Source organism: Nonomuraea basaltis (genome assembly GCF_005893125.1).
In the GTDB taxonomy this organism is placed as follows: domain Bacteria; phylum Actinomycetota; class Actinomycetes; order Streptosporangiales; family Streptosporangiaceae; genus Nonomuraea; species Nonomuraea basaltis.
Window position 1 is genome coordinate 45099 of record NZ_VCJS01000071.1, and the last position, 12708, is coordinate 57806.

Consider the following 12708-nt stretch of genomic DNA (forward strand, 5'->3'; position numbering starts at 1 on the left):
ATTTAGTGCGGAGCCACGTATTGTGGGCACTACTTCCCCCCGAGAGACGAGGGGAAGTTTGTGCTATGCGACGCGTCCTAGCCGCTGCGCTGCTCCTGGCGGCCGCGGGCTGCTCCACCGCACCCGCCCAGCCGGCTGCGCAGCAGGGAACCATTGCCGAGAACGAGCCGATCGACTGGGGCCCGTGCACCGATATCAAGCGCCCTGACGGCGAGCCGCCGGCCCGCCGGGACGCCTCCGTGCGGTGCGGGAAGCTCTCGGTGCCCCTGGACTACGCCCAGCCCAACGGGGAGAAGATCGACCTGGCGCTCATCAAGCTGCCGGCCACCGGCAAGGGCCAGCGGCTCGGCTCGATGGTGTTCAACTTCGGCGGCCCCGGCGCCTCCGGCGTGGACACGCTCGACCAGGCGGCCAAGGCGCTCACCAAGCTGCGGGCCCGCTACGACCTGATCAGCTTCGATCCGCGCGGCGTCGAGCGCAGCTCCGGGGTGCGCTGCGGCAACAGCGCCCAAATGGACCGGTTCACGTCGCTGGACACGCTGCCGCCCAACGATGAGACGCACCGGGAGAGCCTGGCGGCCAACAAGGAGTTCGCCGCGCTCTGCCAGCAGAACTCGGGCAAGATCCTCCCGTACGTCGGCACCGTGAACGCCGCCCGCGACATGGACCGGATCCGCGCCGCCGTGGGCGACGCCAAGCTGAACTACGTCGGTATGTCCTACGGCACCCAGCTCGGCGGCGTCTACGCCACCGAGTTCCCGAAGAACGTGGGCCGCATGGTGCTCGACGCGCCGCTGGATCCGACGGTGACGTTCGCGCAGCGGACGCTGGCCCAGACGCGCGGCTTCCAGAACGCGTACGAGAGCTTCCTCAAGGCGTGTGTCAAGGGCGGCTGCGCGGTCGGCAAGGACCAGGCCACGGCCAACACCAACGTCGAGAACCTGATGAACCAGCTCACCGCCCAGCCGCTGAAGGTCGGCACCCGCGAGCTCACGCAGGGGCTGGCCGCCACCGGCGTGGCCGCCGCGCTGTACTCGGAGATGACCTGGCCGTTCCTGGAGCAGGCGCTGGGCGACGCGCTCAAGGGCAGGGGCGACGCGCTGATGTACCTGGCCGACACCTACATCGGCCGCTCTCCGGACGGCACGTATTCGACGCAGATGACCAGTTTCCCGGCCATCACGTGCGTGGACACCGCCGAGCGGCCGACCGAGGCCGAGCTGCGGCGCACCGAGGAGGCGGCGCTCAAGATCTCGCCGCTGTTCGGCAGCGAGGGCTCGGGCGGGCTGTGCCGGGTGTGGCCCGTCAAGGGCAGCGACCAGGCGCGGCACGTGGACGCCACCGGGTCCGCGCCGATCGTGGTGGTGGGCGGCAGGGGCGACCCGGCCACGCCGTACGAGTGGGCGCCCAAGCTGACGGCCCAGCTCAAGACCGCCACGCTGGTCACGTACGAGGGCGAGGGGCACGGCGCGTACCTGTCGGGCAGCAAGTGCGTGCAGGAGCTCGTGGACGCGTATCTGCTCCAGGGCACGGTGCCGGAGAAGGGGGCCACCTGCCCGGCGGCCTAGGCCGCTTTCTGAACAATGGGGCCCTGGACGCGCCGCCGCTCGGCGATCGGCGGCGTGTCCAGGGCTATGGGTGAACCGCTCCTGGGAACCCTTGTTCCTTGGAGGCGGCCCGTCGCCTGCCGGGGTCGGCGGGGAAGTCGCTCTCCCCGGCCCGGCGACGGGGCATCACCTGCTGTGGAAGACTCCGAAGACGCTGCCGGACGTGTCACGCAGATAGGCGAAGTCGGTGCCCCCGCCGCCGCCGACCACCTTCGTGATCACCTTGCCGCCGAGCGCCTCGCTCTTGGCGCAGGTCTCCTCGACGTCGGCCACGTGCACGTGGAAGATCGCGTGGTTGGGAAAGTCCCCCTTGGTGTTGAACAGCCCGCCCGCCGGCTGCTCGCCGCCCGGATAACCGATCATCCGGTAGTCGAGCGGACCGCTCTCATCCTTCGCGAACGTCCAGCCGAACAGCCCGCCGTAGAACGTCTGAGCGCCTTCGGGGTCGTCGGTCGCGACCTCGAACCAGGTCACCGTGTTGTCCATCGTCGTCTCCTTACTTTCTCGAACAAGACAACGATCTAACGCGGAGGCGACAACCCTATGTCGGTGTTTTCGATTGACTAATCGAGCACGGTGCCGTGCACGATCATCTCGGGCACGTCGGTGGCGAAGCCTTCGAGCGGCCGGTCGGGGCAGCGCTCGGCGGTGACGGTGGCGGCGGCGATGCGGTCGAGGCGGAAGACGCGCACGTCGTCGCGCAAGCGGCACCACGCCACGAGATACCAGAACCCGCCGCGCCCGCCCAGGAACACCCCCGGCTCGACGTCACGTGAGGTGAGCGCCCCCTTGGCGTCGGCGTAGTCCAGCCTGAGCACGCGGCGGCGCAGCAGCGCCTCCTCGATGGCCCGGGAGATGCCCTCGGCGCCGAGCGGCTGGATGTCGCCGCCCGGCTCGGGCGGCAGGTGGACGAGCTGCACCCGGCGGGCCAGCTCCCTGGCCAGTTCGCCCTCGGGGCCCGGCATGGCGGCGACCACCTTGCGTAAGGCGCTGCGCGCCTGCCGGCCGAATGGCTGGTCCCCGGCACGGCTGAGCGCAACCGCGATGGCCACCGCCTCGGCCGGGGTGAAGTTGAGCGGGGGAAGGGACATCTTCTTGTCGATGGCGTAGCCGCCCTTGCGGCCCGCCTCGGCATAGATCGGCACCCCCGACTCCTGCAGGGCGGTGATGTCGCGCTCGATCGTGCGCACGCTCACCTCGAACCGCTTGGCCAGCTCCCGGGCGGAGCGGCAGCGGGGCGAGATGGCACGCAGGTTTTCGACGAGTGCGTAGAGCCGGTCGGTACGGTTCACAGCCGTGACGCTACGCCGCGCCACCGACAATCGCGGAGCGCCCGGCAGCCCCGGGACACCCTCCTAACCGGGCCGCCACAGGGGTCTCACGCCTGCGGCCAGTGTCCCACCACAACCTGTGGCGCATCTCACACCGCCCTCGGGCCCGCCTGCCGCCGGGCGCGATGGGCCCCGCTTTCACACCGGGGCAAAACGATCGCGCCTTTCACCCGGCACCGGATCAGAGCCCCTCTCGGTCGCCGCTCCCCCGAGTCCATTCGAGCAGCCGGTCCAGCGGCCAGGTGTTCACGACGCGCTCGGCCTCGATGCCGCACCTGGCGACCCGCTCGCACCCGTAGCGCTGCCAGTCGAGCTGCCCCGGCGCGTGCGCGTCGGAATTGATCGCGAACATGCACCCCATCTCGTACGCCAGCCGCATCAGCCGCTTCGGCGGGTCGAGCCGATCGGGCCGGGAGTTGACCTCGACCGCCACCCCGAACCGCCGGCAGGCCTCGAAGACCAGCTCGGCCTCGAACTCCGACTCCGGCCGCTTGACGCCCCGCTTGCCCCCGGCCTGCACGACCCGGCCGGTGCAGTGCCCGAGCACATCCACGAGCGGGTTGGCGACGGCGGTGACCAGCCGCCGGGTCATGTCCGCCTCGCCCATGCGCAGCTTGGAGTGCACGCTGGCCACCACCACGTCCAGCCGCTCCAGCAGCTCCTGATTCTGGTCGAGCGAGCCGTCCAGGTTGATGTCCACCTCGATGCCGGTCAGGATCCGGAACGGCGCCAGCCGCTCGTTCAGCTTCTCCACCACCTCGAGCTGCCGTGCCAGCCGCTCGGCCGGCAAGCCCCTGGCGACGGTCAGGCGCGGCGAGTGGTCGGTCAGCGCCACGTACTCGTGCCCCAGCGAGATGGCCGCCTCGGCCATCTCCTCGATCGGCGAGCCGCCGTCCGACCAGTCCGAGTGGCTGTGCAGGTCGCCTTTCAGCGCGGTCCGCATCGCGGCGGTCTCCGCGTCGAGCTCGACCCCCGCGGTGGCCCTCATCCTGCGCAGGTACGTCGGAACCTGCCCGTCCAGGCTTTCGTTGACCACAAGAGCGGTGACCTTGCCGATCCCCGGCAGGTCGCCGAGTCCGCCGGTGCGGGCCAGCCGCTCGAGCTCGTCCCTGGGGAGGTCGGCGACGACCGCGGCGGCGCGGCGGAAGGCGCGCACTCGATAGGTGGGCTCACCGGCGCGCTCGAGCAGGAAGGCGATCTCGCGCAGCGCCTCAACCGGTTCCATACGTCGTTCATACCCGAAGGAAGAACAACTGGCAGCGCGTCCCGATTGAACACCGACGCGGGCCACCGATAGTCTGATCGGCCCAGGAAAGCAGGAGCTAGATGGCATCACCGGCGCAAAGAAACCACACGCCTCCACAGCCACCCCGCAAGTCGTCCAAGGCCATCCCGCTGACCATTCTCGGTGTCCTGTCGGTGATGCTCGTCGGCTACTGCGCCGCCGTTCAGGACGACGACGAGGTCACCGCGGACTGCGTCGTACAGCTCGAAGACGGCACCTACGAGGCCGTTGACGACGACTACTGCGAGGACGACAGCGGCACCCGCGTCTATTACGGCAGCTCGCGGGGGGCGTACATGTGGTATTACGGCGGCAGGAGGGTCGGCAACCGGATCCAGGGCGGCACCACGCTCCGCCCCTCCGACACGAACATCACCTCCCGCAACGGCAAGTCGATCCAGCGCGGCGGATTCGGCAGCAACTCGAGCAGCGGGAGCTGACGCGTGCGCCGCGAACATGGCACTCCCAGGGACGGCTGGGAGAAGACGATCGAGAGCCAGGGTCTGGCCTACCACCACGCCGCCCACCCCGAGGGCCTGAGCAGGCCCTACTGGGACGAGTCCGTGCACTACGTCTTCTCGATGGACGAGGTCGAGGCGCTGGAGGCGCAGGTCGAGGAGCTCCACGGCATGTGCCTGCGCACCGTCGAGCACGTGGTCTCGACCGGGCGCTTCGCCGACTTCGCCATCCCCGAGTGGGCGTGGGAGGAGGTGGCGCGCTCGTGGGAGCGCCGCGACCCCTACGTCTACGGCCGCTTCGACCTGCGCTACGACGGCACGGGCCCGGCCAGGCTGCTGGAGTACAACGCCGACACGCCGACCTCGCTGGTGGAGTCTTCGGTCGTGCAGTGGTTCTGGCTGCAGGACGTCCACCCCGGCGGCGACCAGTGGAACTCCGTCCACGAGCGGCTCATCGACCGCTGGCGCGAGCTTCGGCTGCCGCCCGGCCCCGTGCACTTCGCGTTCACCAACGCGGACCAGACCGGCGAGGAGGCGATGACGGTGGCATACCTGCAGGAGACCGCCGAGCAGGCGGGCCTGCAGACGATCGCCATCGCCATGGAGGACATCGGCTGGGACTCTCTCAACCGGCGCTTCGTCGACGTCGAGGAGCAGGTGCTCCGCTCGGCGTTCAAGCTCTACCCCTGGGAGTGGATGCTGGCCGACGAGTTCGGCCGGCACGCGGTGCGGCACGCCACCTGGATCGAGCCGCTGTGGAAGGCGCTGCTGTCGAACAAGGCGCTGCTGGCCATCCTGTGGGAGCTCTACCCCGGCCATCCCGCGCTGCTGCCCGCCTACCTGGACGGGCCGCGCGAGCTGACCTCCTACATCGCCAAGCCGCTGCTCGGCAGGGAGGGCGCCTCGATGCGCATCGTCACCCCGGAGGGCACCCAGGAGACGCCCGGCAGATACGGCAAGGAGGGCTACGTCTTCCAGGGCTTCGAAGCCCTGCCGGTGTTCGAGGGGCAGCGGCCGGTGCTCGGCGCCTGGGTGGTCGCCGACGAGGCCGCCGGGCTGGGCATCAGGGAGACGACCGGCCTCATCACCGACGACACCTCCTCCTTCGTCCCGCACCGCATCGCCGACTGACGTGTTCTCCAGCCCCACTCCGAACGACATCCTCTCGCCCCACGGCGGGACGCTCCCCGTGATTGGATCAGACGTGACCCTTCTCGAGACCCTCGCCCGTGGCGCGGGCGCCATCGCCTCCTATGCCGCCGTCGGCGTGATCCTGATGATCATCGGCTTCTACGTGATCGACTGGGCCACCCCCGGCAAGCTGAGCGAGATCATCCGCACCGAGCGCAACCCGAACGCCACCCTGCTGGCCACCTCCGCCCTGGCCGCCGTCGGCCTGATCGTGGCCGCCTCCATCTGGTCCTCCGGCGGCCGGCTCGCCGAGGGCCTGGCGGGCACGGCAGTGTTCGGCCTGGTCGGCATCGTGGTGCAGACCGTGGCGATGCTGCTTTTCGACCGGATCGTCGGCATCTCGGTACGCGATCTGATCAAGGAGTCCGAGCTGCAGCCGGGCGCGCGGTTGCTGGCCGTGACGCATGTGGCGATCGGCCTGATCACCGCCGTGGCGGTGATATGACCGTGCGCGACACCACCGTCTCGGTCATCCGAATCGACCTGGCACTCTAGGAGGCGTGACAGACCGGATCCGGGAGGACACCACGCGCAGGCTCGAGCGGGCCATGGGCTCGCTCGGCACCGCGGCGATGGCCCGCATGGACGAGCAGCTGCCGTGGTTCCGCGCACTCAGCGCCGAGGACCGGTCATGGGTGGGGCTCGTGGCCCAGGCCGGCATCGCCGCGTTCGTCGAGTGGTTCTCGACGGCCGGGGAGGACCGGCCCACGCCCAGCATCGAGTTCTTCGGCACGGCCCCGCGCGAGCTCAAGCGCTCGATCTCGCTCCAGCAGACCGTCGACATCGTCAGGGTCGTGGTCGAGGTGGTCGAGGCACAGACGCACGAGCTGGCCGCATCCGGCGGCGAGGACCAGCTCCAGCAGGCCATGCTGCGCTACACGCGTGACGTGGCCTTCGCCGCCGCCCACGTCTACGCCCGCGAGGCCGAGGCCAGGGGCTCGTGGGACGCCCGGCTCGAGGCGCTGATCGTGGACGCCCTCGTACGCGGCGAGGTGGACGACGGGCTGCACTCCTGGGCCGCCGCGCTCGGCTGGACCTCCTCTCCCGTGGTCGTCATCGCCGGTCACGCCCCCGACGGCGACCCCCGCGCGGTCATCGACGGCCTGCGGGAAAAGGGCCGCCGCATCGGCATGGACCTGCTGGCCGGCGTGCAGGCCGACCGGCTGATCGTGATCGTCGGCGGCGCCAGCGGCGTTGACGACGCGGCCAGGCAGGTCGTGGCCCGCTTCGGCGTGGGGCCCATCGTGATCGGCCCCGAGGTGCCCGACCTGCACGCGGCCGCCAGGTCCGCCAGGGCGGCGCTGGCCGGGCTGAAGGCGTCTTCGGGCTGGCCGGACGCGCCACGGCCGGTGCACGCCGAGGACCTGCTGGCCGAGCGGGCGCTCGACGGCGACGACGACGCCAGGGAGCAGCTCATCGAGAACGTCTACCTGCCGCTCGCCGGCACGCCGCTGCTCGACACGCTGGCCACGTACCTGGAGCAGGGCACCTCGCTGGAGGCGACGGCGCGGCTGCTGTTCGTCCACCCGAACACCGTGCGCTACCGGCTCAAGAAGATCACGGAGCTGACCGGATACCAGCCCACCGAGGGCAGGTCCGCCTTCACGCTGCAGGTCGGGCTGATCCTCGGCAGGCTTGCGGAGAGCGCTGTAACGTGGCGGGCCCTAACGTAACCACGCCGAAATCCCCACTGTAGGGTTCCCACAAATCACCCCGGACAAAGTTCGTACGGATCCTTATCCGCGTGTTGGAGTTCTACAGGGCAAGGTGGGTTTTGTGCTTGTACTCGTCGCTCCGGGCCAAGGTGCCCAAACCCCAGGCTTCCTGGCTCCCTGGCTCGAGCTACCCGGTCTGGCGGACAGCCTCGGCGCCTGGTCGGAGGTCGTCGGGATCGACCTGGTCGCCTGCGGGACGACCGCCGGCGCCGACGAGATCCGCGACACCGCCGTCGCCCAGCCCCTGCTCGTAGCCGCCGCGCTGGCCTCGGCCGAGGCACTCGGCGCGGCCCCCGACGTGCTCGCCGGCCACAGCGTGGGCGAGTTCGCCGCGGCCGCGCTGGCCGGGGTGCTCACCCGCGAGCAGGCGCTCGCTCTCGTCCGCGAGCGCGCCCAGGCCATGGCCAAGGCCGCCGTCGTCACTGAGACCGGCATGACCGCCGTGCTCGGCGGCGCCGAGGACGAGGTGCTCGCCGCTCTCGAGCGGCACGGGCTGACGCCCGCCAACATCAACGGCGCCGGCCAGATCGTGGCCGGGGGCACGATGGAGGAGCTGGCCGCGCTCAAGGACGACGCGCCGGCCCGCGCCCGGCTCATCCCGCTGTCCGTGGCGGGCGCGTTCCACACCCGCCACATGGCTCCGGCCGTGGAGCGCCTTCGCGAGGCCGCTTCGACCGTCGACCCCGCCGACCCGGCGGTCACGCTGCTGTCCAACTCCGACGGCAAGCCGGTCGGCTCCGGCGCCGAGTTCGTCGAGCGACTGGTCAAGCAGGTCAGCAGCCCCGTCAGGTGGGGCGCCTGCATGGAGACGATGGCCGGACTCGGCGTCACCAAGATGATCGAGCTGCTGCCCGGCGGCACGCTGACCGGTCTGGCGAGGCGCGGCCTGCGCGGCGTCCAGACGGTGGCGCTGAAGACCCCAGACGACCTCGACGCGGCCAGGGAGCTGATCAAGTGAGGATCCCCGACATCGCCCCAGGCGGCAGGGTGCTGGCTCTCGGCCACTACCAGCCGGCGAACGTCGTCACCAACGACGACCTGGCCAAGACCATGGACACCAACGACGAGTGGATCCAGTCCCGGGTCGGCATCAAGGAGCGCCGGGTCGCGCTCGAGGGCGAGTCGCTCGAGGACATGGCCACCATCGCCGGCGGCAAGGCGCTGGCCGCGAGCGGCCTGTCGCCCGACGACGTCGACCTGGTCATCGTCGCGACCTGCACCCTCGAGTCGCAGATCCCCAACGCCTCGGCCATCGTGGCGCACCGCCTCGGCATCAAGTCGCCGGGCGCGTTCGACGTGAACGCCGCCTGCGCCGGCTTCTGCTACGCGCTCGCCACCGCCAGCGCCGCCGTCCGCGCGGGCTCGGCCAGGAACGTGCTGGTCATCGGCGCGGAGAAGCTGTCGCAGTGGGTCGACTGGACCGACAGGTCCACCGCCGTGATCTTCGCCGACGGCGCCGGAGCCGCGGTGGTGGGCCCCTCCGAGACCCCCGGCATCGGCCCCGTCGTCTGGGGCAGCGCCGGCGACAAGTCCGACGCCATCATCATCAAGGACCGGGCGAACTTCCTCCATCAGGAGGGCCAGACCGTGTTCCGCTGGGCCACCACCACGCTCCACCCGGTGGCCCTGGAGGCCTGCTCCCGCGCGGGAGTGGACCCGTCGGAGCTGTCGGCGTTCGTCCCCCATCAGGCCAACCTGCGCATCATCGAGGCCATCGCCCGCAAGCTGGGCGCCGACCAGGCCGTGGTCGCGCGCGACATCGTCAACGCCGGCAACACCTCCGCCGCGTCCATCCCGCTCGCGCTGTCGCGCATGCTGGAGCGCGGCGAGGTCCGGTCAGGCGGTCTCGCGCTCATCCTCGGCTTCGGCGCCGGGCTCACCTACGCGGGCCAAGTGATCGAGATTCCGTAGGATCCGGTACGGCTCCGCCGTACCGACGTCAGAGCTTGTACGGCGCAGACCGTGCAGAACCCCAGAAAAACCAAAGGAGAACCAACGACATGGCTGCCACCGAGCAGGACATCCTCGCGGGCCTTGGCAAGATCATCAATGAGATCACCGGCATTCCGGCCTCGGAGGTGACCCCCGAGAAGAGCTTCGTGGACGACCTCGACATCGACTCCCTGTCCATGGTCGAGATCGCCGTGGCCGCCCAGGACGAGTTCGGCGTCGAGATTCCCGACGACCAGCTCAAGAACCTGAAGACGGTCAAGGACGTCCTGGGCTTCATCCAGGGCTGAAAACCACCGACGCAGAAACGATTGCCCAGAACTGATCAGCAAGGAGCGCGATAACGTGAGTGCGAACCGGGTACGTGTCGTCGTCACCGGACTTGGCGCGACGACGCCCGTCGGTGGAGACGTCACCTCGACCTGGACGGCGCTCCTCGCCGGTCAGTCGGGTGTCGAGACTCTCACCACGGACTGGATCGACGCCGTCCCCGTGAAGTTCGCGGGGACGGCCGCGGTCGATCCCGCCGAAGTGCTGCCGCGGCCCGAGGCCCGCAGGCTCGACCGCAGCGAGCAGTTCGCCATGGTCGCCGCCAGGGAGGCGTGGCAGGACGCCGGCGCCCCCGAGGTCGCGCCCGAGCGGCTCGGCGTCGTGGTCTCCAGCGGCATCGGCGGCATCAGCACCACGCTGAGCGCCTACGACACGTGGAAGGAGAAGGGCTGGAACCGGCTGTCTCCCTTCACGGTGCCGATGCTCATGCCCAACGGCCCAGCCGCCTGGATCGGCCTCGACCTGCGCGCCCAGGCAGGCGTGCACGCCACGGTGTCGGCGTGCGCGTCGGGTGCCGAGGCCATCGGCTACGCCATGGACATGATCAGGGTGGGCCGCGCCGACGTCGTGGTGGCCGGCGGCACCGAGGCCGCGATCCACGGCCTCAACATGGCGGCCTTCGCCGCCGCGCGGGCCATGTCCACCCGCAACGACGACCCGGCGGGCGCCTCCCGGCCATGGGACCGCGGCCGCGACGGGTTCGTGCTCGGCGAGGGCGCCGGCATCGTCGTCCTCGAGTCTGAGGAGCACGCCAAGGCGCGCGGCGCGCGGATCTACGCCTACTGCGCCGGCGTCGGCTACTCCGCCGACGCCCACCACATCACCCAGCCGGAGCCCGAGGGCCGGGGCATCATCATGGCGATGACGCAGGCGCTCAACGACGCGGGCATCACCGGACTGGACATCAAGCACGTCAACGCGCACGCCACCTCGACCCCCGCGGGCGACGTCGGCGAGGTGCAGGCGGTGGCCAAGGCCATCGGCACCCACCCGCTGGTCACCTCGACCAAGTCCATGACCGGGCATCTGCTCGGCGGCGCGGGCGGCATCGAGTCCGTCTTCACCATCAAGGCGCTGCAGGAGCGGATCGTCCCCGCCACCATCAATCTCGACGACCTCGACGACGGCATAGAGGTGGACCTCGTCTACGGCGAGAACCGCACGCTTCCCGAAGGCGATATTGCCGCGGTCAACAACTCGTTCGGATTCGGCGGGCACAACGTGGCCGTCGTGTTTAAGGGGGCTTAAATGACCGTGCTCGACAACCGGGTGGTGACGCCGGGCTCCGACCAGGAGCCCGCTGATCCCCGCGATCCCGTCGTCCGCCTGGCCGCGCTGCTCGACGAGGGCTCGCTGCGGCTGATCACTGCTGAGGACAAGAGCGGTGTCCTGGCCGCCATGGGCCGCGTCGAAGGCGTTCCCGTCGTCGCCTTCTGCAGCGACGCCCGCTTCCAGGGCGGCGCGATGGGCAGCGAGGGTTGCGAGCACATCGTGCACGCCTACGACGTGGCCGTCCGCGAACGGGTGCCGGTCATCGGGATCTGGCACTCCGGCGGTGCGCGACTCGCCGAAGGCGTCGAGTCGCTGCACGCCGTCGGCCGGGTCTTCGCCGCCATGACCAAGGCGTCCGGCGTCGTGCCGCAGATCTCCGTGGTCGTCGGCGCCGCCGCCGGCGGCGCCGCGTACGGCCCGGCGCTCACCGACCTGGTCATCCTGGCCGACTCCGGCCGCATCTTCGTCACGGGCCCCGACGTGGTCCGCAGCGTCACCGGCGAGGACGTCGACAGCGCGGCCCTGGGCGGCCCCGAGCCACACAGCAAGCGCAGCGGCGTCGTACACGTGATCACCAAGACCGAGACCGACGCGTTCGTCAAGGCGCGCCAGCTCGCCACGCTGCTCGGACACCAGGGCCGGGTCCGCACCGGAGAGATCGGCGAAGTCGACTTCTCCACGCTGCTGCCCGAGTCCGCGCGCCGGGCATACGACGTCAAGCCGCTGGTGAACGGCCTGCTGGACGAGCCCGGCATCGAGCTGCACCCGAAGTGGGCACCGAACATCGTCACGTCGCTCGGCCGCCTCGGCGGGCGGACGGTCGGCGTGATCGCCAACAACCCCATGCGGCTCGGCGGCTGCCTCGACGCCACGTCCGCCGAGAAAGCCGCCCGCTTCGTACGTATGTGTGACGCATTCGGCGTGCCATTGGTTGTCCTCGTGGACGTTCCGGGTTACCTGCCGGGTGTCGGGCAGGAGCACGACGGCGTGGTCCGGCGCGGCGCCAAGCTGCTGCACGCCTTCGCCGAGGCGTCGGTGCCGCGGGTCACGCTGGTGACGCGGAAGGCGTACGGGGGGGCGTACATCGCGATGAACTCCCGCGCGCTGGGCGCCACCAAGGTGTTCGCCTGGCCGACGACCGAGATCGGGGTCATGGGGGCGGTGGCCGCGGTGCGCATCCTCAAGCGGCGCGAGCTGGCGGCCGCGTCCGAGGAGGAGCGGGCGGAGCTGGAGCAGCGGCTCGCCGCCGAGCACGAGAAGCTCGCCGGTGGGCTGGCCAGGGCGCAGGAGCTGGGGGTCATCGACGAGGTGATCAAGCCCGAGGAGACGCGCGGCGCGCTCGCCAAGGTCCTCGCCCAGGCCACCCCGGCCCGGGGCGCGCACGGCAACATCCCGCTGTAGGTTCTCCACACAGGCCCGCACCTCTTCCGGTGCGGGCCTGTTGTGCTGCCGGCCGGCCCTTCGCCGTTCGTGAGAAGGCCCCGCACCGACGTCGGTGCGGGGCCTTTCAGGTGCGGGCCAGCTCACAGGCGGCCGGGGCGCGAGGACGCGTGGTGGGCTGGGCGGTGC

Annotated in this window: 13 protein-coding genes; 10 read left to right on the top strand and 3 right to left on the bottom strand. The window is 70.6% G+C overall.

From position 1 onward, the window contains the following. Nucleotides 1-65 precede the first annotated feature (65 nt). Nucleotides 66-1568 (top strand): alpha/beta hydrolase, encoded by a 1503-nt coding sequence (locus EJK15_RS30395; RefSeq protein ID WP_138713903.1) that lies wholly within the window; start codon nt 66-68, stop codon nt 1566-1568. 165 nt (nt 1569-1733) lie between these two features. Here the strand turns inward: EJK15_RS30395 and EJK15_RS30400 are convergent, their stop codons facing one another. The 3 genes from EJK15_RS30400 to EJK15_RS30410 all read right to left on the bottom strand — a co-directional run bounded on the left by EJK15_RS30400 (nt 1734) and on the right by EJK15_RS30410 (nt 4163). Next, a complete protein-coding gene (locus EJK15_RS30400) occupies nt 1734-2093 on the bottom strand; it encodes a VOC family protein (protein WP_138713904.1) in 360 nt (119 codons plus the stop codon). Nucleotides 2094-2170: 77 nt separating this feature from the next. Further along, on the bottom strand, nt 2171-2899 hold the full coding sequence (locus EJK15_RS30405; RefSeq protein ID WP_138713905.1) for a helix-turn-helix transcriptional regulator: 729 nt from the start codon (nt 2897-2899) through the stop codon (nt 2171-2173). A 220-nt stretch (nt 2900-3119) separates the two neighbouring features. Further along, a complete protein-coding gene (locus EJK15_RS30410) occupies nt 3120-4163 on the bottom strand; it encodes a PHP domain-containing protein (protein ID WP_138713906.1) in 1044 nt (347 codons plus the stop codon). A gap of 101 nt (nt 4164-4264) precedes the next feature. On the opposite strand from EJK15_RS30410, the gene EJK15_RS30415 reads away from it, so the two are divergent. From EJK15_RS30415 to EJK15_RS30455, 9 genes are all read left to right on the top strand, one after another. Next, nucleotides 4265-4663, top strand: a complete 399-nt coding sequence (locus EJK15_RS30415; protein ID WP_138713907.1) for a hypothetical protein — start codon at nt 4265-4267, stop codon at nt 4661-4663. 3 nt (nt 4664-4666) lie between these two features. Then, complete coding sequence (locus EJK15_RS30420) at nt 4667-5812, top strand: glutathionylspermidine synthase family protein (RefSeq protein ID WP_138713908.1); 1146 nt, start codon at nt 4667-4669, stop codon at nt 5810-5812. Between the two features lie 73 nt (nt 5813-5885). Then, nucleotides 5886-6317, top strand: coding sequence for a DUF350 domain-containing protein (locus EJK15_RS30425; protein ID WP_138713909.1), 432 nt, complete (start codon nt 5886-5888; stop codon nt 6315-6317). 103 nt (nt 6318-6420) lie between these two features. Next, entirely contained in the window at nt 6421-7545 is a 1125-nt protein-coding gene (locus EJK15_RS30430) for a PucR family transcriptional regulator (RefSeq protein WP_138713923.1), read from the top strand. A 103-nt stretch (nt 7546-7648) separates the two neighbouring features. Next, nucleotides 7649-8545 (top strand): ACP S-malonyltransferase, encoded by an 897-nt coding sequence (locus EJK15_RS30435; RefSeq protein WP_138713910.1) that lies wholly within the window; start codon nt 7649-7651, stop codon nt 8543-8545. Next, a complete protein-coding gene (locus EJK15_RS30440; RefSeq protein ID WP_138713911.1) occupies nt 8542-9498 on the top strand; it encodes a beta-ketoacyl-ACP synthase III in 957 nt (318 codons plus the stop codon). The genes EJK15_RS30435 and EJK15_RS30440 overlap by 4 nt, the downstream gene beginning before the upstream one ends. Nucleotides 9499-9587: 89 nt before the next feature. Continuing rightward, nucleotides 9588-9827, top strand: a complete 240-nt coding sequence (locus tag EJK15_RS30445) for an acyl carrier protein (protein ID WP_138713912.1) — start codon at nt 9588-9590, stop codon at nt 9825-9827. Nucleotides 9828-9882: 55 nt separating this feature from the next. Then, entirely contained in the window at nt 9883-11115 is a 1233-nt protein-coding gene (gene fabF, locus EJK15_RS30450; RefSeq protein ID WP_138713913.1) for a beta-ketoacyl-ACP synthase II, read from the top strand. Then, on the top strand, nt 11116-12540 hold the full coding sequence (locus EJK15_RS30455; protein ID WP_138713914.1) for an acyl-CoA carboxylase subunit beta: 1425 nt from the start codon (nt 11116-11118) through the stop codon (nt 12538-12540). Nucleotides 12541-12708: the final 168 nt, after the last annotated feature.